At 62.7% G+C, this 21,049-nt stretch carries 21 protein-coding genes; 13 read left to right on the top strand and 8 right to left on the bottom strand.

The annotated features are described in order from the left end of the window. Nucleotides 1-3: 3 nt before the first annotated feature. Nucleotides 4-1,746, bottom strand: coding sequence for a PHA/PHB synthase family protein (locus tag EV686_RS12605; RefSeq protein ID WP_132477302.1), 1,743 nt, complete (start codon nt 1,744-1,746; stop codon nt 4-6). Between the two features lie 175 nt (nt 1,747-1,921). Between EV686_RS12605 and EV686_RS12600 the strand changes: the two genes are divergently transcribed. The 5 genes from EV686_RS12600 (at nt 1,922) to EV686_RS12580 (ending at nt 5,297) form a co-directional block, all read left to right on the top strand. Continuing rightward, on the top strand, nt 1,922-2,830 hold the full coding sequence (locus tag EV686_RS12600) for a LysR family transcriptional regulator (RefSeq protein ID WP_132477301.1): 909 nt from the start codon (nt 1,922-1,924) through the stop codon (nt 2,828-2,830). A gap of 223 nt (nt 2,831-3,053) precedes the next feature. Further along, on the top strand, nt 3,054-4,190 hold the full coding sequence (locus tag EV686_RS12595) for a transglutaminase-like domain-containing protein (protein WP_132477300.1): 1,137 nt from the start codon (nt 3,054-3,056) through the stop codon (nt 4,188-4,190). Next, nucleotides 4,162-4,536: a mercuric transporter MerT family protein gene (locus EV686_RS12590; RefSeq protein WP_132477299.1), complete on the top strand. Its 375-nt coding sequence runs from the start codon at nt 4,162-4,164 to the stop codon at nt 4,534-4,536. The genes EV686_RS12595 and EV686_RS12590 overlap by 29 nt, the downstream gene beginning before the upstream one ends. 43 nt (nt 4,537-4,579) lie before the next feature. Further along, nucleotides 4,580-4,900: a heavy-metal-associated domain-containing protein gene (locus EV686_RS12585; RefSeq protein WP_207901766.1), complete on the top strand. Its 321-nt coding sequence runs from the start codon at nt 4,580-4,582 to the stop codon at nt 4,898-4,900. A gap of 148 nt (nt 4,901-5,048) precedes the next feature. After that, on the top strand, nt 5,049-5,297 hold the full coding sequence (locus EV686_RS12580) for a DUF2789 domain-containing protein (protein WP_132477298.1): 249 nt from the start codon (nt 5,049-5,051) through the stop codon (nt 5,295-5,297). Between the two features lie 48 nt (nt 5,298-5,345). On the opposite strand, the gene EV686_RS12575 is transcribed toward EV686_RS12580, so the two are convergent. From EV686_RS12575 to EV686_RS12560, 4 genes are all read right to left on the bottom strand, one after another. Then, the gene (locus tag EV686_RS12575; RefSeq protein WP_132477297.1) at nt 5,346-6,248 is read right to left on the bottom strand and encodes an alpha/beta hydrolase; all 903 of its coding nucleotides are present in this window, start codon (nt 6,246-6,248) and stop codon (nt 5,346-5,348) included. Nucleotides 6,249-6,327: 79 nt separating this feature from the next. After that, nucleotides 6,328-6,684, bottom strand: a complete 357-nt coding sequence (locus tag EV686_RS12570) for a DUF5368 domain-containing protein (protein WP_132477296.1) — start codon at nt 6,682-6,684, stop codon at nt 6,328-6,330. A gap of 15 nt (nt 6,685-6,699) precedes the next feature. Further along, nucleotides 6,700-8,052 (bottom strand): NAD(P)/FAD-dependent oxidoreductase, encoded by a 1,353-nt coding sequence (locus EV686_RS12565; protein WP_132477295.1) that lies wholly within the window; start codon nt 8,050-8,052, stop codon nt 6,700-6,702. A 213-nt stretch (nt 8,053-8,265) separates the two neighbouring features. Next, the gene (locus EV686_RS12560) at nt 8,266-9,162 is read right to left on the bottom strand and encodes an MBL fold metallo-hydrolase (protein WP_132477294.1); all 897 of its coding nucleotides are present in this window, start codon (nt 9,160-9,162) and stop codon (nt 8,266-8,268) included. 77 nt (nt 9,163-9,239) lie between these two features. On the opposite strand from EV686_RS12560, the gene EV686_RS12555 reads away from it, so the two are divergent. Together EV686_RS12555 and EV686_RS12550 are read left to right on the top strand one after the other, a co-directional pair. Then, nucleotides 9,240-9,572 (top strand): ArsR/SmtB family transcription factor, encoded by a 333-nt coding sequence (locus EV686_RS12555; protein ID WP_132477293.1) that lies wholly within the window; start codon nt 9,240-9,242, stop codon nt 9,570-9,572. Between the two features lie 31 nt (nt 9,573-9,603). Further along, a complete protein-coding gene (locus EV686_RS12550; RefSeq protein WP_132477292.1) occupies nt 9,604-9,804 on the top strand; it encodes a YgaP family membrane protein in 201 nt (66 codons plus the stop codon). Between the two features lie 9 nt (nt 9,805-9,813). Here EV686_RS12550 and EV686_RS12545 read toward each other — a convergent pair whose 3' ends face one another. Continuing rightward, nucleotides 9,814-10,194 carry an RNA-binding S4 domain-containing protein gene (locus tag EV686_RS12545; protein ID WP_132477291.1) on the bottom strand — a complete coding sequence of 127 codons (381 nt, stop codon included), beginning with the start codon at nt 10,192-10,194 and terminating at the stop codon, nt 9,814-9,816. Between the two features lie 122 nt (nt 10,195-10,316). After that, complete coding sequence (locus tag EV686_RS12540; protein WP_132477290.1) at nt 10,317-12,764, bottom strand: membrane-bound PQQ-dependent dehydrogenase, glucose/quinate/shikimate family; 2,448 nt, start codon at nt 12,762-12,764, stop codon at nt 10,317-10,319. Nucleotides 12,765-13,049: 285 nt separating this feature from the next. Between EV686_RS12540 and EV686_RS12535 the strand changes: the two genes are divergently transcribed. The 5 genes from EV686_RS12535 to EV686_RS18600 all read left to right on the top strand — a co-directional run bounded on the left by EV686_RS12535 (nt 13,050) and on the right by EV686_RS18600 (nt 18,450). Beyond that, nucleotides 13,050-15,146: a TonB-dependent receptor gene (locus EV686_RS12535; RefSeq protein ID WP_132477289.1), complete on the top strand. Its 2,097-nt coding sequence runs from the start codon at nt 13,050-13,052 to the stop codon at nt 15,144-15,146. A gap of 61 nt (nt 15,147-15,207) precedes the next feature. Next, complete coding sequence (locus tag EV686_RS12530; protein ID WP_132477288.1) at nt 15,208-15,771, top strand: pseudouridine synthase; 564 nt, start codon at nt 15,208-15,210, stop codon at nt 15,769-15,771. A 379-nt stretch (nt 15,772-16,150) separates the two neighbouring features. After that, on the top strand, nt 16,151-16,864 hold the full coding sequence (locus EV686_RS12525; protein ID WP_132477287.1) for a TerC family protein: 714 nt from the start codon (nt 16,151-16,153) through the stop codon (nt 16,862-16,864). 160 nt (nt 16,865-17,024) lie between these two features. Beyond that, nucleotides 17,025-18,221 carry an MFS transporter gene (locus EV686_RS12520; RefSeq protein WP_132477286.1) on the top strand — a complete coding sequence of 399 codons (1,197 nt, stop codon included), beginning with the start codon at nt 17,025-17,027 and terminating at the stop codon, nt 18,219-18,221. Between the two features lie 64 nt (nt 18,222-18,285). Further along, complete coding sequence (locus tag EV686_RS18600; RefSeq protein ID WP_165972595.1) at nt 18,286-18,450, top strand: hypothetical protein; 165 nt, start codon at nt 18,286-18,288, stop codon at nt 18,448-18,450. A gap of 38 nt (nt 18,451-18,488) precedes the next feature. On the opposite strand, the gene ubiM is transcribed toward EV686_RS18600, so the two are convergent. Beyond that, nucleotides 18,489-19,661, bottom strand: coding sequence for a 5-demethoxyubiquinol-8 5-hydroxylase UbiM (gene ubiM / locus EV686_RS12515; protein ID WP_132477285.1), 1,173 nt, complete (start codon nt 19,659-19,661; stop codon nt 18,489-18,491). A gap of 302 nt (nt 19,662-19,963) precedes the next feature. Between ubiM and pstS the strand changes: the two genes are divergently transcribed. Beyond that, on the top strand, nt 19,964-21,007 hold the full coding sequence (pstS, locus tag EV686_RS12510; RefSeq protein WP_132477284.1) for a phosphate ABC transporter substrate-binding protein PstS: 1,044 nt from the start codon (nt 19,964-19,966) through the stop codon (nt 21,005-21,007). Nucleotides 21,008-21,049 lie beyond the last annotated feature (42 nt).

The following is a 21,049-nucleotide window of genomic DNA, read 5'->3' as shown; positions in this document are numbered from 1 at the left end:
TGATCATTTGACCATCACATATGTTCCGGGAGCATCGCACAATACTTTGTAACCATGCCTCGAGGCGCCCATGCGCGGCGGCGACACGAGAGATCCCGAATGCGCCTTCAGCCACTCGGCCCAGGACGTCCACCAGGAACCTTGATGCATGGGAGCGGCCGCCAGCCACTCGTCTTCCGTAAGATGGGCTTCGCCCTCCGCACGCGTCAATATCTGATAATGCCGGCGCGGCCTGCCCGGCTCGTTGACGATGCCGGCATTGTGGCCGCCGCTGGTCAGGACGAAGGTGATCTCAGCCGGTGAAAGATGATGGAGCTTGTAGACCGAGCGCCAGGGAGCCACGTGATCGGTCGTGGTTCCCACGCAGAATATCGGCAGGACGATATTGGTCAGGGAGACCGGGCGGCCATCCACCGGATAGCGGTTCTTGCTCAGATCGTCGTTCAGGAACAGCCGGCGCAGATACTGCGAATGCATCTTCGCCGGCATGCGCGTGGCATCGGCATTCCATGCCATCAGGTCGTTCATCGGCTGACGATCCCCGAGCAGGTACTTGTTGGTCAGGCGGGACCAGAGCAGATCGTAGGAACGCAGCATCTGGAAAGCGCCGGCCATCTGGCCCGCGCGCAGATAACCTCTTTCCGCCATCTGGGCTTCAAGCAATGTTATTTGCGCTTCGTCGATGAACAGCCCCAGTTCGCCGGGCTCGCTGAAATCGGTCTGGGCCGCGAACAGGCTCAATGACGCCAGCCTGTCGTCGCCATCGCGCGCCATGGCCGCGGCGGCGATAGCAAGCAGCGTGCCACCCAGGCAATATCCGGTGGCATGAATCTTCCGGTTCGGGACGATGGTGCTGACAGCGTCCAGGGCGGCGCGCCAGCCAAGATCGATATAGTCGTCCATCCCCATGTCGCGGTCGTCCGCATCGGGGTTTTTCCAGGAAATGCAGAATACGGTATGCCCCTGATCCACCAGGTATTTGATCAGGGAATTGTGCTGGGACAGATCCAGAATGTAATACTTCATGATCCACGCAGGCACAATCAGTATGGGTTCGGCGTGAACCTTTTCCGTGGAAGGAGCATACTGGATCAGCTCCATCAGGCGATTGCGCAGCACTACCTTGCCCGGCGTGATGGCGACGTTGCGCCCGACCTCGAACTGTTCAGCCCCCGCAGGCGGCGTTTGCGTCAGCCACGCACGAGCATCTTCCAGAAAATAGCCGAACCCGCGCGAAAGATTGGCTCCACCTTCCTGGAGGGTGCGCTCAAGAACGACTGGATTAGTGGTGATGAAATTGCCGGGCGAGAATATGTCCAGCCACTGCTTGGCCCAGAAGGAGACGAGTCGTTCATGATGAGGTTCCACGCCATCGACGCCATGCGTCGCGGCATGCCACCACTGCTGCTGTCCCAGAAAAGCGCAGCGGAACGCGCTGAAAGGGTATTGATCCCAGCCAGGATCCTTGAAGCGCCTGTCGTTCGCGGCGGCGCCCGTCGCCTCGTTGCCGAAAGACGGATCGAGTACCGTGCACGTGCCGTGGATGCTTTGCGCCCACTGGCGCAGCGCCAGGTCGGCCAGTTCCACGCTTTTGCCGGGGCTGATGGCGAGATGCCGGGCCCAGTCCGTCCAGGCCAGCCATTGGGATTCTGGCGATATGGAAACCCAGGTCCGGGCCCATGCGGCCCGCAGAGACGCGTCCAGCGCCTTCAGCCTGTCTGATCGTTCGCCGGGTTGCAGGACCATCGCGTTACCCCCAGGATCAAGATGTCGAGGCTGAAGGCAAACGACCGTTCAGCCGTATGTATCAATGATACAGCAGCGTCCGGTCCCGCGCTCGGCAGACCTTGCTATCCAGATGGTGTTTGAGAAGAACTCTTGTCCGATACAATCCCCCTTCACCCATGAAGGAGTTTCATGAATGCCGCGCGACAACTACACTGGTCTGCTTGCATTCGTGACTGTCGCCCAGGAAGGCAGCTTTACGCGGGCGGCGGCGCGACTGGGCGTTTCGCAATCGGCGCTGAGCCACACTATCAAGACGCTCGAAGCCAACCTGGGGATCCGCCTGCTGACGCGCACGACCCGCAACGTGTCTCCCACGCAGGCTGGCGAGCGGCTCTACCGGAACATTTCCACCCAGATGGCGGAAATCGACGCCGAGGTCCAGGCGCTGAGCGATTTCCGAGACAAGCCCGCCGGAACCATCCGCGTCACGGCAACGGATCATGCGATCCGGACGATACTCTGGCCCAGGCTGGCGGCGTTTCTTCCCCGATATCCGGACATCAAGGTCGAGCTGATCTGCGACTACGGCCTGAGCGATATCTCCGCAGAACGCTATGACGCCGGAGTGCGGTTTGGAGAGCAACTGGCGCAAGGCATGATCGGCATCCGCATTGGTCCGGACGAACGCTTCGCGCTGGTCGGATCCAAGGCATATTTCTCCCGGAACCCGTCGCCCGGCACACCCCATGAACTGGTCTCCCATCAATGCGTAAACCTGCGCCTGCCGACGCACGGAGGGCTTTACGTGTGGGAGTTCAAGAAAAAGGGAGGCAAGGCCATCAACGTCCGGACGAACGGCCAGCTCGTCTTCAACAGCATGTATGAAGTGCTTGAAGGCGCCATCGCGGGATTTGGGCTGGCCTATGTCCCGGAATCGCTGGCCCGGCCGCATATCACCGCCGGCCGCCTGGTGCGCGTGCTGGAAGAGTGGTGCCCGCTGTGGTCGGGCTATCACCTTTACTACCCTAACCGCCGGCAGCCCTCGCAGGCGATGAGGCTGCTCGTCGAGGCATTGCGATACCGTCCCCAGGGTGTAAAATAGCCGCTGTCTGGTGGCCGCCCGCGTCCGCTGTTCTGGCGGAAGCAACTGCACCCGTGCGGGCTGGCCAGGTGTCCATTCTGGATTGCGCACTATCGTTCTCGCATATTCCGGGCCCTGACATTCCTCTTTTCAATGATTCCGGCGCTGCTGCGGCAGACAGGCGTGCGTTTCCGCTCGCCTGTCTGGAACACGAACAGGCCCGACAACACAAGAAAGAACAGACATGAACCGACGCTCATTCATTCTCAACACCGCGCTGCTGGGCGCAGCCGGCGCCCTGGCCCCTATCCTGTCGCACGCGCAAGTCAGCCAGGAGCCGGCCCCAAAAGGCTCGCGCCGTTTCCGCCTGACGCAAACCTACGCTCTCAAGGCGCCCGAGGGCTCCGACGGAGCCATGCAGCTGTGGATTCCTATCCCGGAAGATGCCGCTCCCTTCCAGTCCTTGCGGCAGCTGCAGTGGTCGGGCGATGCGCAGCAAGCCTATCTCGCCAGCGACAACGAGTTCAACGCCAAGACCCTGCTGGCGCGCTGGGACGATTGCAAGGGTCCCATGAATCTCAAGGTGGAAATGCTGATCGAAACCTGGGACTGGGAACCGGCCAGGCAAGGCCTTCTGGACGGCTATCAGCCTCCTGCACAGATCCAGTACCCGGCCGAGCTGGATATCTATCTGCGCGCAAGCCGTCATATCCAGATCGACGGCATCGTGAAGGAATACGCGGACCGCATCATTGGTTCCGAAACCAACCCACTGAAGCAGGCGCGCCTGATCCATGACTGGGTCGCCGCCAATATGGAACGCGACAACAGCGTCATCGGCTGCGGCACGGGCGACGTCGGCGAGATCCTGACCAGCGGCAAGCTCTACGGCAAGTGCACGGACATGAGCTCCGTGTTCGTCGCCCTTGCGCGCGCCGCCGGCATTCCCGCGCGCGAAATGTTCGGCATCCGCCTGGGCCGCCCCGGCGTGCTGGAACCTTATTCCAAGACCGCATTCGGCTCGGCGGATGAAAATGGAAATTCCAACGTCACCGGCGGCCAGCATTGCCGCGCGCAGTTCTACCTGGCGGGATTCGGCTGGGTGCCTTGCGATCCCGCCGACGTTACCAAGATGCGCCTGACGGAAAACAAGAAGCACGCCGATGCCGGCGTCCAGGCCGTCAACGACTACCTGTTCGGCAACTGGGACATGAACTGGGTGGGTTTCAACTACGGCAGGGATTTCCTGCTGGATCCGCAGCCGGAGATCGGTCCGCTGAACAACTTCGGCTATCCCTATGCCGAAGCGGACGGCGATCCCCTGGACTACTACGACGCGGCCGCCTTCACTTATGCATACAGTTCCGAAGAACAGGCCTGACGCGATCGAGCCAGCCCCCGCCGCCGTCCGGTGGGGGCTGGGCGCAGCGCTGCTGGCTTCCCTGGCCGCCGGCCTGTGCTGCGCCGCGCCGCTGCTGTATCTGGTATTCGGCATTTCCGCCGCGGCGCTGTCCGGGCTGAACGGCTTGAGCTGGCTGCAGGCCCCCATGGCCGCGATCGCCCTGCTGTGCCTGGGCGCCGCGTTCTTCCGGCTGTATATTTCAAAACGGCCCGTGTGCGCGCGGCAGGATTCGCGCAGGCGCCTGCATGTCTATTTCTGGGCCACCGCCTTGCTGGCGCTCGCCCTGCTGTCCTACCCTTTTGTCCTGCCGTGGCTGCTGGACTGAACGGGCCGCAGACGCGTCGATGCATTTCTGGAGTCGCATGATCATGAACCGGCTGAAACATCTCGTCTTCGCCCTGTGCCTTTGGCCTTTTATGGCGTTCGGTGCGGAGCCGTCCGCGCAATCCGTCACTATCCACATCGAAGGCATGACCTGCTCTCTTTGCGTCACGGCCATCAACAAGGCGTTGCGCTCCCTGCCTGAAGTCGAGAAGGCCAAGGCTTCGCTGAAAAACAATGAGGCCGTGGTCATCGTGCCCGAAGGCTATCCGCTGGAAACGCTGCTGGCGGAAATCGAAAAGACCGGCTACCAGGGAACGATTCGCTCGGTGGCGCCGGTTGCGGCTTCCGCCGGCGGCAAGTCCTGACTGGACTCTCCACGCCCACGGCCCGCCTCCAAACCCGGCCTGCCGGACGGTCTGCGCTCATCGCTGTCCGCCGTGTTTCGCAATCTCCGGCAAAGCCGCTATCATGGTTCCGTACATCCCCGATTCAACAGGAGCCAAGGAGAATGCCATGAGTACGGAACCGCGCATGACCAATCTTTTTCTTCAACTGGGCCTGGATGCGGATGAACAGGCCATTGCGGACTTCATTGCCAGCCATCAGTTGCCCGCCGACGTGATGATCGCCGACGCGCCTTTCTGGAACGAAGGACAACAGCAGTTCCTGGCCGAGGCGCTCAAGGCCGACGCCGCCTGGACCACCATCGTGGATCAGCTCAACGAGTCATTGCATGAAGACGCTGTCAAGGGGAAAGCGTAGCGGTAGTATACGGAAACCCGTTGCCGCCCAAGGCATTGCGCAAGAACGCTATCGCAGCGCAGTCTGTCGCTGCAGCATCATGGCGCCGGCAGTCTGAACGAACTCCCTGACCGGATCGGCATATGCGGCCCCAACCCTGCCCGAACCCGAATGCGATCCCCCGTCGATCTTCAGCAGGCCGCTGGGCGGGCGCGGCGCCCGGGCGGCAGCCGTGTACAGCAGATCGCTCATTTCATGAGGCACGGTGCGATCCGCGGTTCCGTGGATCAACAGCAGCGGCCGGTTCAATTCCGCCAGGCGCGACCTCGAATCGAAGGACTGCGTCACCAGCCAGCGCAGGCCGGGAATATTGCCCCACCTCTGCAAAGCCAGCATGTCCTGAATACGGGTAAAAGTCGATTCGGCAATCAGGCCCGCGAACTCTGAATCGTCCAGGCGCGTCGCCAGGTCGATGGCGATGGCGCCGCCCAGGCTGTGGCCATAGATGAATCGGCGCTCGGGCTGCGGCTGGCGGCGCATAAGCTCCTGCATGGCAAGCCATGCATCCTGGCGTGCGGATCGCTCCGAAGGCAGCCGGGGCGAAGACTCGCCGAATCCCCGGTAGTCGATGGCCAGTACCGAGAAGCCCAATCGCGTCAGTTGCTCGAAGCGGAACGCGCTGCCATTCAGGTTCCAGCGCGCCCCGTGCAGATACAGCACAGTCGGGGCGTCAGGGTCTTCATGCTGCCAGTACCAGGCACGCACATGTTCGCCGCTGGGCATGGCGAGATCGAAAATTTCCGTGTCCGGCAACGGCTCGCGCCACCAGGTGCGCACGTCGGTCTGGACGGAAAATATCAGGTCGCGCTGCCAGCGATCCAGCGACACATAGCCCACCGCCAGTATCGCAGCGAAGAACAGCGACAGCAGTATCCACGCCCTTCTGCGCAAGAGCGGCAATTGCAATTTCATGCCTGAAACAATCTGGAAATTCCCACAGCATGGTTAGAGCATGATTATGCCATTCGGTTCCCGCGGCTACGCAACATGCTCAGCCCGCCCTGCCCCGCCACAACGTTCGCCATCCGCCGACCACATAGAACAGCACGGTCGAGCCGATCAGCCCAAGACCGAAGACCAGCGCGATCAGGAGCCAGTCCGCAGGTCCGCCGGCATCGGTAAAGCCTGACGACGAAACCTGCGCCATCAACACCAGCGCGAGAACTCCGCCCGGAATGCCAAGCACCTGCGCCCTGAGCATGCGCCGGGCGGACAGTCCGCGCTCGCGCCACACCAGCACCGCAAAAGACAGGGTGGCGAACAACACGATGGCCAGGAGGACCCACAGCAACGGTCCCAGCATTTCCTGGAATACGGCCAGCAGAATCAAAGGATCCATGTCTTTCATTGTTCTCTCCCAAGTTCAAGCGCGGCCGCGCAGCATGCTGATGTAGGTCGGCTTCAGCGCCATGGTCTTCATGACCCAGCTGACCCACAGTTCTTCCAGAGGCGCGATCACGCCGGGAAACGACGGCACGAGATTGTTCTCGTAGTCGAACTCGACCAGCATCGCCCGGCCCAGCCGGGTGATCAGGGGGCACGAGGTATAGCCTTCGTACAAGGCATCGGACGTCTTGCCTGCGATGTCGGCCACCAGATGCTCCACCGCCACCGGCACCTGCCACTTCACGCTGGCGGCCGTCTTGCCCTTGGGGACGCCGGCAATGTCGCCCACGCCGAACACGTTCGGATAGCGTGCATGGCGCAGGGTACCCTTGTCGACCTCCATCCAGCCCTCGTCCGCCCAGGCGCCCTGCCGCCAGGTCAGTTGGCTGTTGCGCACGGCATCGGGCGCGCGCATGGGAGGAATGACGTGAATGAAGTCATAGTCCTGTTCCTCCGTGCCATCCGGCGTGCGGAACGTGGCGATGCGCCTGCCGGGATCAATGGATTGCAGCACACGCTCGTAATTGACGCGGATGCCTCTTTCACGAAACAGCATCCGCACTTTCTCCGATACGATAGGCACGCTGAACAACACCTTGTTGTTTGCGTTGTAGACGATCTCGGCCTTGCCTCGATTCCCCCTGCGCACCAGATGATCGTCCGTCAGGAAGGTGTACTTCAGCGGCGCGCCGGCGCATTTCATTTCCGTCGCGGGACGCAGGAATATGCCGCGCCCGCCCTTGTCGGCAAAAGCGGACATGGCTTGCCAGGTAGCCTGCGCGCCCTCCGGGCTGTGGTAGATGCTGCCGATGCCTTCCTTGCCGATCAGGGATTCGTCCATGCCCTCGATCAGGCTGTATTCCAGCTGCAGGCCCGCCGCCACGACCAGGAAGTCGTAGGCAATGGACTGTCCGGTTTCCGTCACCACCTTATTGCCGTCCGGATCGATTTCGGCAACCCTGGTCTCCAGCCACTCGACTCCTGCAGGTATGTATTCGGCGGTTTCGGAAATCACATACTCCTTCTGCTTGACACCTGCGCCCACGAGCGTGAAACCCGGCTGGTACAAGTGCCGCTTGCGGGCATCGATCAAGGTGATTTTTGCGCCATCCAGCAACGACGACAACCGGGACGCCGCCGCAAGGCCTCCGGCTCCGGCGCCAACGACGACGATATGCGCCTGGCTGCGCACCTTTTCCGCCGCGGCCGGGCCCGGCTTGAGCGCAACGCCGGCAAGACCAACTGCACCCAGCATGAGCACAGCCCTGCGCCGAGGGTCGGACACGCTGCCGAACGCCTCATCCAAGAGGATATTCCGTTCTTTTTTCATGTTATGTTTTATTCCAAAAGATAATTTTTGTCACAAAAACAGGCATGAAGAAGCCCCTGCCATCACTCTCGACGGCATCTCGTCCTGTACGTTCCACTTCCGCCGCAGGCGTGGAATGTCTCGCCCGCCAACGCTTCACAGCATCACTGCAACATCGTCAACCAGCCTGCCCACCTGACAGCCGGCCTGCAAAACGGCCGGGAAGCGGGAAAATCATGCAGGCCTTGCCGCCTCTCCGCCGTCCAGACGGACGGGCACTTTCAAATATCGGACACCATTGGATTCCGCCGCAGGCAGTTTTCCCGCGCGAATATTGACCTGGATGGATGGCAGCAACAGGGCCGGCGCCGCAAGCGTGGCATCCCTGCGCTCGCGCATGGCGACGAACTCCTCTTCGCCCACGCCATCGTGCGCGTGGACGTTGTGCATGCGCTCTTGCTCCACCGTGGTTTCCCACGCATAGGTATCGCGTCCGGGCGCCTTGTAGTCGTGGCACATGAACAGTCTCGTCCGGGGCGGCAGCGACAGCAGACGGCGAATCGAGCGGTAGAGCGTTTTCGCACAGCCTCCGGGAAAGTCCGCACGGGCCGTACCGTAGTCCGGCATGAACAGCGTGTCTCCCACGAATACGGAATCTCCGATGCGATAGGACACACACGCAGGCGTATGGCCTGGCGTAGCCATGACCTCGATGTGCATGCCGCCGACTTGCAGCGTTTCGCCATCCTGCAACAGCCGGTCGAACTCGCTGCCATCGCAGGATACGTTGTCCAGATTGAACACAGGGCGGAAAATCGACTGCACCTTGCGAATGTGTTCGCCGATGGCGACCGGCGCGCCGGTATGGCGCTTCAGGTAGGGAGCCGCACTCAGGTGATCCGCATGCGCATGCGTTTCCAGAATCCAGGCAATGGTCAGACCCTGGTTCCTGGCCGCGGCGAGAATACCATCGGCCGAGCGCACCGAAGCCTTGCCGCTGGCATGGTCATAATCCAGCACGGGATCGATGACGACCGCCTGCCTGGTTTGCGGATCCCACGCCAGATAGCTGACCGTATTGGTCGACTCATCGAAAAACGCCTGGACTTGTGGTTGGACTGCTGTACTCATGACATCCTCAAGGGCCTGTGTTTTTTATTAGTTTATGCTAAATTAGGAAAAACTTAAATACAATGCAAGATCAATCGATGATTTCACCACATAAATACGCTACCGAAAATGAAGCCGGCCGGCAGTTCATGCAGGAAGGCGCAGCCCGCGCAGCCGCACTGCTGCGCACGGTCGGCAATGAGCATCGCCTGCTGGTGCTGTGCCTGCTGATCGAATACGAAGAGATGACGGTGGGCGCCCTGCTCGAATACGTGCCGCTGAGCCAGTCCGCGCTGTCGCAGCATCTGGCCAAAATGCGCGAAGAAGGCCTGATCGCATTCCGCCGCGAGGCGCAAACCCTGCATTACCGCATCGACAACCCGGATGTCGAAAAGCTGATCGCCACGCTCAAGTCCATTTTCTGTCCTTGACCCCTTAACCACTCACAAACAAGGAAAGCTCATGAAATCCAATGTAGGCGGTATCGACCGTATCCTGCGCATCGTCGCGGGTCTTGTCCTGATCGCCCTGGCGGCTACCGGCACCGTCGGCTGGTGGGGCTGGCTGGGCGTGATTCCCCTGCTGACGGGATTGTTCAGGTTCTGCCCCCTGTACACGATGCTTGGCGCCAGCACCTGCCCGTTGAAATCGGATCGCAGCTAAGCTTAGGCATCAGCGGCCGCGCATCTGGCTCAATTGCCTGCGGTCCCGCTTGGTCGGACGGCCCGCGGTCAGGCTGGCCGCGGGTTCCGGCGCCATGCGGCGCAACTGCGCCGCAGCCTCGCGGCGTTCGATGCTTTCTGGCGTTTCTTCATACAGCAGGCGAGCCGCGGGAGCCGGCCCTCGCACGGAGCTGAGCGCACGGACATGCACGGCAATTTCCGGATCGTCCTTCCTGATCCGGATGCAATCCCCGGTCATGATCTCGCGCGCGGGCTTGGCCGGCGCATCATTGACCAGCACCCTTCCCTTGCCTATCTCCTGCGCGGCAAGGCTGCGCGTCTTGTAGAACCGGGCCGCCCACAGCCACTTGTCCAGCCGCATTTTTTCCATTGTCGTATTTTCCCGGATGCATCTGAATGCGCCGATGAACACAAAAGGGACGCTGGCAGCGTCCCTCCGGATGATAGCGCAGCCCCGCCCCCTCAGGGCGGAGCCTGCACTACGGCAACGGCTCAGTTCTTCGGCAGCGCGTAGGCGATGACATAGTCTCCGCGATCGGGAGACTGGCGTGCGCCGCCTGCGGCGATCACGACGAACTGGCGCCCGGTTTCGGGCGAGATATAGCTGATGGGCGCGGCCTGCGCCCCGACCGGCATGCGGCCTTTCCACAGCTCCTCGCCGGTCTCGGCATCGAAGGCGCGCAGATAGTAGTCCTGCGTGCCCGCATAGAACACCAGGCCCGACGACGTTGCGATCGGGCCGCCCAATGTCGGCATTCCCACCGGGATCGGAGCCTTGACGCGCACACCTTTGAGCAGGGTGTCCTCGATGGAGCCTGCGGGACGCTGCCACACGAGCTTGCCCGTCTTCAAATCGACAGCGGAAAGAGTGCCCCATGGCGGCGCATGGCAAGGCACGCCCAGCGCGGAATAGAAGCCGCCGCGAATCGTGGAGTACGGCGTCCCGGCCTGGTTATGAACGGCGCCATCCAGCGAGAATGCCGCGATCTGCTCGGGTGTCGCGCTCCCCTGCGGAACATGCATTGCAATCTGCGGCATGCGGATGTCGTTCAGGATCAGCAAGCCGCGCTGCTCGTCGACGGCGACCCCGCCCCAGTTCATGCCGCCGTAGTAGCCCGGATAGATCAGCGTCGTTTCGTTCGGCATGATCGAAGTATAGGGTCCTTCGTAGTTCAGCTTGCGGAAAGCGATGCGGCATTCCAGCTGGTCGAAGAACGTCGCGCCCCACATGTCCTTCTCCGCCAGCACATCGCCGCCGAACGAAGGCATGCCGACAGAGAATGGCTGCGTCGGGGCAACGATATCGCCCTCGGCATGGCGCTGCGGCACGGGGCGCTCTTCCACCTGGGCCACAGGCGTGCCGTCCCTTCGGTCGAGCACGAAGACCTGGCCTGTCTTGGTGGCCTGGATGACGACAGGCGTCGCACCTCCCTTGCCGTCGGGGATGTCGTACAGCGCGGGCTGCGTGCCTACGTCGTAGTCCCAGGTGTCCGCATGCACGGTCTGGAATTTCCAGCGCTCGCGGCCGGTGGCGATATCCAGCGCCACGATGGAAGAAGCGTACTCATTCATGGCCTCGGAACGATGGCCGCCCCAGAAGTCCGGCGTGCCATTGCCCAGCGGCAGGTAGATGAGACCCAGCTCATCGTCGAATGCAGGCGTGGACCACATGTTCGGGGTGCCGCGCGTATAGCCTTCCGCGGGCGGCAGCCCAGTCACATCGGGGTTGCCCAGATCCCATGCCCATGCAAGTTCGCCCGTATCGGCATTGAAGGCGCGTATGACGCCGGAAGGCTCGCCCACTTCCTTGCCGTCCCATACCCAGCCGCCGATCACGATCAGGTTGCGGACCACGGTCGGAGTGGAAGTCGGGTAATAGAAATGCGGCTTGACGTCGCCCATGCCGGCCTTGAGATCGACGAAGCCCTTGTCGCCGAAGCTTTCGCATGGCTTGCCGGTCTTGGCGTCGACCTGGATCAGGCGGGCATCGACCGTCGTCAGCACGATGCGCTGGGTGCACACGCCGGCCGGCTCCTCGGGCCTGGGGACGGACAATTGCGCCGCGCCATCGCCATGGATGTGCGCGCCATCCGTCTGCTGCTGCGCGGCATCGCCCGTACGTACCGGATGCGTCACGGCGGACGGCTCGTAATAGCCGACGCCGCGGCATCGGTTCCAGAATTGCGTTCCCTGCGTCTGCGGGTCGAAAGTCCAGCGCTGCTCGCCGGTCTCCGCATCCAGCGCAAATACCTTGCTCAGCGGCGTGCAGACATAGACGGTGTCGCCGATCTGCGTCGGCGTGTTCTGGAACTCGGCGCCCTTGCCGGCGACCTCGCCGGTGCGGAATGTCCAGGCCACCTCCAGGTCCGCCACATTCTCTTTGTCGATTTCTTTCGCATCGGCGAAGCGCGTGCCGCTGGGCTCATTGCCGTAAAACTGCCAGTTGCCCGGCTTATCGCCCTGTCCGCCGACCGCAGCCGCAGCAAACTGATTCTGCACAACGCCATGCGGCTTGAACATGGCGGCGCCTCCGGCCGCCAGGGCGACAAGCAATACCACCGCCAGGACATGGGCGCTCCGGCGCACCCGCCCGAACGTCAGCGCGGGCAACAGCAGCGCCAGGATCAGCGCCAGCACGAGCACGGGCGCCAGCCGCGGCACCAGCGGCCAGAATGCAAGCCCGACCTCCCACAGGGACCAGGCCACGGTTCCCGCAAATACCACCGCGAACAACCATGCTCCCGCGACCTTGCGCCGCGCCAGCAGCACGCCGGACGCCGCCAGCAGCACACCGGACGCAACGTAGTACCATGAACCGCCAAGCAGGGCCAGCGTCGCACCCCGGATCAGCAGCACAAGCCCGATCAACGCCAGCACGATACCGAAAATCGCCAGTATCCAGTGCCGTTGCGCTGGAGCCGGGTGTTTTTCCTCAGCCATACATACCTCTCTTCGTCATTCAAACAGCCGCCCCATCAGGGGCGGGGACAGGGACTCGAAGACGATATAGGAACTTGCATACACTAAATGTAACTATCATTGATTCCACATGCAGAATTCTACTCTTTCCCTTAGTACAATAGATGTAAATACGACTTGTTTTCATTTGATACAATTATTGTGCGACAAGACCCTCTCCGCTTCCGGCAACCGGCCCTGAATCCAACCGCCTCCCGGCTTCGGGCGGAAGCGGCTCAAAACGCCCCTGGACATGCAAGGGCGGCCATGCCCACTGCCGTGCTGGCGTTTGCGCTGACCCAAGGTTTCTCCCAGGCTGCCGCGGCGCAACCTGCGGAAACCGTCGAACTTTCACCCGTACTGGTGCAAAGCACGCGCACTCCCCGCTCCTCACTGGACACTCCCGCCTCGATCAGCCGCATCGACGGACAGGATCTGCTCCAAGGCAGGCCGGGCATCCATCTCTCGGAAAGCCTTGCCGCCGTTCCCGGCATCCAGGCGCAGAACCGCAACAACAATGCGCAGGATCTTCAAGTTTCCATTCGCGGCTTCGGCGCTCGCTCCACCTTCGGCATCCGCGGCGTGCGCATCTATGTGGACGGCATCCCCGCCACCATGCCGGACGGCCAGGGCCAGCTCTCGAATATCGACCTGGCGTCGGCGGAGAGCGTAGAAGTCCTGCGCGGCCCCTATTCCGCCGTGTACGGCAATTCGTCAGGCGGCATCATCCAGGTCGCGACGGCGCCCGGCAAAGGCAGGCCCCGCGTGGGCGCAAGCCTGCTGACAGGCAGTGACAATCTGCGGCGCTACGGCCTGCAGGCCAGCGGCGGGACGGATCTCGCCACGGGCCTGACGGACTACAACCTCAGCGCCAGCCGCATGACGCTGGACGGCTATCGCGACCACAGCAAGACGAGCAAGACGCTGGCCAACGCCCGCCTGGGCTTCCAGTTCGCCGACGACAGCGCGCTGACGCTGATCGCCAATCACGTGGACATGGAGGCGGACGACCCGCTGGGATTGACGGAGGAGGACTTCCGCGACAATCCGCGCGGCGTCGCATCCAATGCGCTGCTCTACGATACGCGCAAGACCGTGCGCCAGTCGCAGCTCGGGCTGAACTACGAAAAGCCTCTGGCCGGCGGCCATACGCTTCAGGCCATCGCCTATGCGGGCCAGCGCAAGACCGTGCAATACCAGGCCATCCCCTACAGCGTGCAGCAAGCGCCGACGCACGCAGGCGGCGTCATCGACCTGGGCCGTGACTATGCTGGGCTGGACCTGCGCTGGACCGCGCGCAGCCAGTTGGGAGGACGTCCCCTGACCCTCGTCGGCGGCGTCGCCTACGACCACATGAAAGAACACAGGCAAGGCTTCGAGAATTTCACCGGACCGGCCGGCGCTCCCGGGCAACTGGGCGTCAAGGGCGGGCTGCGCCGGGACGAGTCCAATACTCTGTGGAACCTGGATCCCTACCTGCAGGCTTCTCTGGAAATCGACGAGCGATGGACGCTGGATGCCGGACTGCGCTACAGCACCGTGCATTTCCGCTCGCGCGACCACTACATCCGGCCCGGCAATCCCGACGACAGCGGAAGCGCGCGCTACCAGCAGTGGCTGCCGGTGATCGCCTTGCGCTATGCCCTGTCGCCGGACACCAGCCTGTATGCCACTGCGGGCCGCGGCTTCGAAACACCGACGTTCAACGAACTGTCCTACCGCCCCGACGAGCAGCCGGGACTGAACTTCGCCCTGCAACCCTCCTCCAGCAACAACTATGAAATCGGCGTCAAGCACAATGCTCTGGGAGGGCTGCTGACAGCCGCGCTGTTCCGGATAGATACCAACGATGAGATCGTCAGCGCGGGATCGCGAGGCGGACGCGCAACTTTCCGCAATGCGGGAGATACGCGCCGCCATGGCATTGAGCTGTCCTGGTCGGGCAGGGTCGCCGGGGACCTCGTCGCACAGGCCAGCTATACCTGGCTGGATGCCCGGCTGCGCAATCCGCAGGGAACCGACGGCACGCGCATTCCCGGCGTCGCCCGCCAGAACGCTTATGCCAGTCTGGCATGGGCGCCCGAACAGGGCTGGCAGGCCGGAATGGAATGGCGGGCCCAGAGCCGCATACAGGCCAATTCGGCCAACACGGCATCCGCGCCAGGCTATGGCGTGGCGGCCCTCTATACCGGCTATCGCCTGCGCCGCTCCGACTGGGACCTGGATGCCTTTGTCCGGGTCGACAACCTGTTCGACCGGCATTACGCGGGCTCGGTTATCGTCAACGAAGGCAATGGGCGCTATTACGAGCCCGCCGCCGGGCGCAACTGGGCCGTATCGCTGAACGCGGGCTATCGTTTCTGAGGCCCGATACAGCACGAAGAAGGGTGGTATCCTGCCCTCTCTTCGTGCCGCAGGTTCCGCCATGCCTCCAGTCCGCCCTCGCCTCTTGCTGCTGAACAAGCCGTTCCAGGTACTGACGCAGTTCACCGACGACCAGGGGAGAAAGACACTGGGCGACTTCGTGAAAGTCCCGGGCGTCTACCCGGCGGGAAGACTCGATTACGACAGCGAGGGACTGCTGTTGCTGACCAGCAACGGACGGCTGCAGGCCCGCATCTCCAATCCCAGGCACAAGCAGCCCAAGACCTATCTGGTTCAGGTGGAAGGCACGCCTTCGCAGGAACAGCTGCAGAAACTGCGGCAGGGCGTGATCCTGAAAGACGGCCCCACCCTGCCCGCCGAAGCGCGCGCCATCGATCCTCCCGACCTATGGGAGCGCAACCCGCCGGTACGCTTTCGCAAGACCGTGCCGACGCACTGGCTGGAACTGACCATATGCGAGGGGCGCAACCGCCAGGTGCGGCGCATGACCGCCGCCGTGGGACTGCCCACCCTGCGGCTGGTCCGCACCCGTATCGGTCCATGGTCCCTGAGAGATCTGCAACCCGGAGAGTGGGTGGAAACCCCTTTTCCTGGGGACTGGTGAGCCCTCCCGCACCGGAGATGCCGGCGACGCGCGGTTTTGCACAAATTCCCGATCAGGCGACAACATCTCGCTAACACATCAGTATCTTCCCTAAATTCCGCTATTTCAGCTTGACTTTTATCCGCAGTCGAATAAACTTTGCGCCTATCAAGGGGAGTAGCTTACTTCCGAGGCATCGTCATTACGGTCAGCGGTCTTAGGGCGGCTGCGCCCGGTGTCCGGGCAACATCCAGCATGTTGCAAGCAAGACCTTGCCACCCAAGGGCAAAGGTCTATCTCCATCCAGAGAAAAAGGTCTGTGCCCGCCGGTGACAGGCCTTTTTTTTGCCTAGGCGCTACCCAAAAGGCATCAAATCACACACCTTTTCCAGGAATCTTCATGCTTGAATTTTTGCAAACCCTGAGCTGGGCTGCCGTATTTCAGATCATCCTGATCGACATCCTGCTGGGCGGCGACAATGCCGTCGTCATCGCGCTGGCTTGCCGCAACCTGCCGACGAAACAGCGCATGCAGGGTATTCTCTGGGGCACCGCCGGCGCCATCATCCTGCGCGTGGTCCTTATCGCCTTCGCGCTCACACTGCTCTCCATCCCGTTCCTGAAGATCGTCGGCGCGCTGCTGCTGGTCTGGATCGGCATCAAGCTGCTCGTTCCCGAGGATGAGGGCCATGACAACATCCAGGGCGGCGCGACCATCATGTCGGCCATCAAGACCATCATCATCGCCGACTTCGTCATGAGCCTGGACAACGTCATCGCCATCGCGGGCGCCGCCCAGGGCGCGCACCCCGACCACCAGATCGGCCTCGTGATCTTCGGTCTGGTCGTCAGCGTGCCCATCATCATCTGGGGCAGCACGCTGGTCCTGAAGCTGATCGACCGCTTCCCGCTCGTCGTCACCTTCGGCGCCGCCCTGCTGGGCTGGATCGCCGGCGGCATGCTGGTGACCGATATCTTCCTGGTCGAGAGGTTCGGCGAACCCTCCACTGCGTTCAAGATCGCCGCCGAAGTCGCCGGCGCAGTCCTGATCGTCGTCGTGGGCCGCTGGCTGGCTGCCCGCAAGACCAACAAAACCTCCGACGCGGCAGCCTGATGCCAGTCATGCAGTAACTGCCATGCGCGCCTGACGCGCAACACTTCGCGGGCCCGAAAGCATCCTGTTTTCGGGCCCGCGGCTTTTCCGCAGGGGACGGTGATACTATTCGGGCATGCGAGCCTGGCGGCTCCCGCTCCCCCGGAAAACCAGAACCAACATGCAACCCCAGACCGAATCCTTTTCAATGCGCATCGTATTCGTCGGCGCATTCATCGTGCTGCTCTCGCTCGGCGTGCGCGCCACTTTCGGGCTGTTCATGCAGCCCATGGGGCTGGAGTTCGGCTGGGGACGCGATGTCTTTTCCCTGGCGTTCGCCATCCAGAATCTGGTCTGGGGCGCAGGCGCGATCTTCATGGGCGTGCTGGCCGACCGCTACGGTTCGGGCAAGACCATCGCGCTCGGCGCCCTGTTCTACGTCGCCGGCCTGATCGGCATGCGCTTTGCCGGCGACGAGCTCACGCTGTACCTGACAGCGGGCGTACTGGTGGGGCTCGGCCAGGCCGGCACTACCTTCCCCATCATCCTGCCGGTCGTCGCCCGCTCCGTGCCGCCGGCCTACCGCAGCACGGCCATGGGCATTGCAAGCGCTGGAGGCTCCATGGGCCAGTTCGCCATCGTCCCGACCGGACAGGTACTGATTTCCACCCTGGACTGGTCGGGCGCGCTGTGGATCCTGTCCATGTTCGTGGCGGCCGGCATTCCGCTGGCATGGATCCTGCGCGGCCGTCCCGCGGCGCACACCGGGACGCAATCCCTGTCGGCCGCCATCCGGGAGGCGCTGGGACATGCCTCTTTCCATTTCCTGTTCTGGAGCTACTTCGTCTGCGGATTCCACACCGCATTCATCACGCTGCACCTGCCCGCCTATGTCATGGACAAAGGCCTGTCGTCCACGCACGGCGCCATCGCCATCGCGCTGATCGGCCTGTTCAACGTGCTGGGTTCCTTCTACGCCGGCAAACTGGGCACACATCGCAGCAAGAAAGGCCTGCTGGCCGCGATCTACGCCTTGCGCGGAGTCGGCATGGCCATGCTGCTCGTCATGCCCCTGTCTCCCGCCGTCCTCTATGCATTTGCGGCATGGATGGGACTGTTCTGGCTGGGCACCGTCCCCCTGACCCAGGGCCTGATCGGGCAGATCTACGGCCTGCGCTATGCCGCCACCCTGTCGGGCATCGCCTTCATGGGCCACCAGATCGGCAGTTTCATCGGCGTCTGGATGGGCGGATATGCCTATCGCACCTCGGGCAACTACGACTCCGTCTGGATGACGGGCATTGCGCTGTCGCTGATGGCCGCGGCCCTGTGCCTGCCCATCCGTGAAAAACCTCTGCAACTGGCGCCGGCCCATTGATCGCCCTCTGGCCTCGGGAGCGGCATTCGTGGTAAACCTTGCCTACTATCATCGGGATACGCACATGACCACGCAACAGCATCCACAAGACAGCCGCAAGCTGTCGCGCGCCCTCCGCACAGCGGGCTGGGTGCTGCTGGCCGCCGTTCTTGCCTTGTCTTTTGCCGGATACCTGAGCACGGACCTGCGGCTGCAATGGGAAAACATTGCCGCGCTGTGCGGCTTCTGAGCCTGGCGGCCCTTTTGCTGCAGTAGAATCCGCCGCGCCTACCTTGCCTGGGTCAGATGGCCGATGATGGCTCGCTTGAACGGGGTCGCCCGCTCGGCCACCGCCAGGGCAGCGCGGCGCAGCATGCGCATGGGCCTATGGTCGTTGGTGAACAGATTGGCGACCGCGAATGTCGCCAGATACAGCGGCAGCGTTCCCTTGCGATGCGCCTTGGCATAAGCCTCCAGCACGGCGGGCGAACCGATGTCCTGCCCGGAAGCATGGGCGGCATTGACCGCGCCGGCCAGGCGCTCCACGCTCTGCAGACCGAAATTGAAGCCGTGCGCCGTTACCGGATGCATGCCCACGGCGGCGTCGCCTGCCAGCGCAAAGCGATGTCCATGGAATCGGCTGGCGTAGACGCCGACCAGGGGATACAGGTGCCTGGAACTGGCGACCGCCAGGCGGCCCAGGCGGTTCTGCATGCGATCTCGAATATGGTCCGCCAGAGAAGCATCGTCCATCGCCATCAAGACCTTGTGTTCCTGCTGCGGCAGGGTCAGCACAACCGATACGCAATTGCCGTTCAGCGGCAGCAGAGCCATGGTCTGCCCATAGCCGAACCACTCCAGCGCCGTATGGTTATGCGGAATCTCATGATCGAAACGGCACACCATCATGGCCTTGCCGAAATCATGCATGTGCGCACCGATGCCCAGTTGGCGGCGTGTTTCGGAAAAGCGGCTGTCGGCCGCAACCAGCAGCCTGGCCGATATCGTCTGCCCATTGTTCAGCGCCAGCTCCATGCTGTCGCCTCCCTGCCGGATCGCATCCACCCTGGTATTGTCCATGACCTGGACCTTGCCGGCCTGTTCTACCGCTTCCCATGCATGGCGTCGGATCAGGTGATTGGGAACCAGGTGCCCCAGCCTGTCGTGGCCTGCATCGCCCGCATTGATGAACATGGATTTCGGCACCGGCCCATCGAGGACGAGCGCATCGCGCAGCAGGGATACGTCGGCCGGATCGAACCGCTGCCAGATCCCCATGCTTTCCAGGATACGCTGCGAAGGATGGCTGAGCGCGATTTCCCGGCCGTCGAAGGCCGGATCCGCAAGCACGCCTCGGTCCTGCTGCTCCACGATGAGCACGGACAAGCCGCTGCCGGACAAGGCATGCGCAAGACAAAGGCCGGCCGGTCCGGCACCAATGATCGCTACATCGACATTCACTGAACAATTCTCCGCTTTACGGACTCGCCTGCCGCGGCAAGCGCCGACTGGCAGGATAGTACCTCATGACACAGGCTCAAGGCCCCATGCCCCCGACGGCATCGCGCCATCTCCTGAGCCAGATCAAACCGCAGTACATCCATCCTTGGCGAGCGCCTGGCCCGGCCTCGGACCGAAGCCTGAGGCTTGCGCTTTGGCGCGTGGTCATAAAACAGAAATATTACCGTCATGAAACTGACATTCGCGCTCTCTAACATGCAGGTCTCGACAACACACAACCGACCCCTGTGGGAGATTGCACAATGCTGAAATCCGCTTTCCAGAAAATCGCCATCGCCGCCGCTTTCAGCGCCGCGGCTCTGAGCGTCCAGGCCGCCAACATCACGGGCGCCGGCGCTTCCTTCCCCTATCCCCTGTACGCCAAGTGGGCGTCCGAATACCACAAGGCCACCGGCAACCAGGTCAACTACCAGTCGATCGGTTCGGGCGGCGGCCAGCAGCAGATCATCGCCAGGACCGTCGACTTCGGCGCGACCGACGATCCCCTTAGCGGCGACAAGCTGGCGGAAAACAAGCTGGTGCAGTTCCCCGCCGTCATCGGCGGCGCCGTGCCCGTCGTCAACATCCGCGGCATCGAGCCGGGCGCGCTCAAGCTGAGCGGTCCCGTGCTGGCCGACATTTTCCAGGGCAAGATCAAGCGCTGGAACGATCCCGCCATCACCGGCCTCAACAATGGCCTGAAACTGCCTGACGCCGACATCATCATCGTGCACCGTTCGGACGGCTCGGGCACCACGTTCCTGTGGACGAACTACCTGTCCAAGGTCTCCGAAGACTGGAAGGCCAAGATCGGCGAAGGCAAGGCCGTGAAGTGGCCCACCGGCCAGGGCGGCAAGGGCAACGAAGGCGTCGCCGCCTACGTTTCGCAGCTGCAGAACTCCATCGGCTACGTCGAATACGCCTACGCCAAGCAGAACAACCTGTCCTGGACGCAACTGCAGAACAGCGCAGGCAAATTCGTGCAGCCCAGCGGCGAAGCCTTTGCCGCCGCTGCCGCCAACGCGGACTGGAACAGCGCGCCCGGCATGGGCGTGGTCCTGACCAACGAGCCGGGCGACGCCTCCTGGCCCGTGACTGCCGCCACCTTCATCCTGGTGCCGCAGACGCAGGACAAGCCGGAGCAAGGCAAGGCCGTCCTGACATTCTTCGACTGGGCCTTCAAGAACGGCGCAGCCATGGCGACTGAACTGGACTACGTGCCCCTGCCGGAAGCCGTCACCAACCAGATCCGCTCGGTCTGGAGCTCGGAGATCAAGGACAGCAACGGCCAGGCCGTCTGGAAGTAATCTCTCTTCCCCGCCGCTCTTTCGCGGAGCGGCGGACACCGA

Source organism: Paracandidimonas soli, assembly GCF_004342005.1.
In the GTDB taxonomy this organism is placed as follows: Bacteria; Pseudomonadota; Gammaproteobacteria; order Burkholderiales; family Burkholderiaceae_B; genus Paracandidimonas; species Paracandidimonas soli.
The sequence above is the reverse complement of the archived record's forward strand: the minus strand, read 5'-3'. Positions and strand labels throughout refer to the sequence as shown.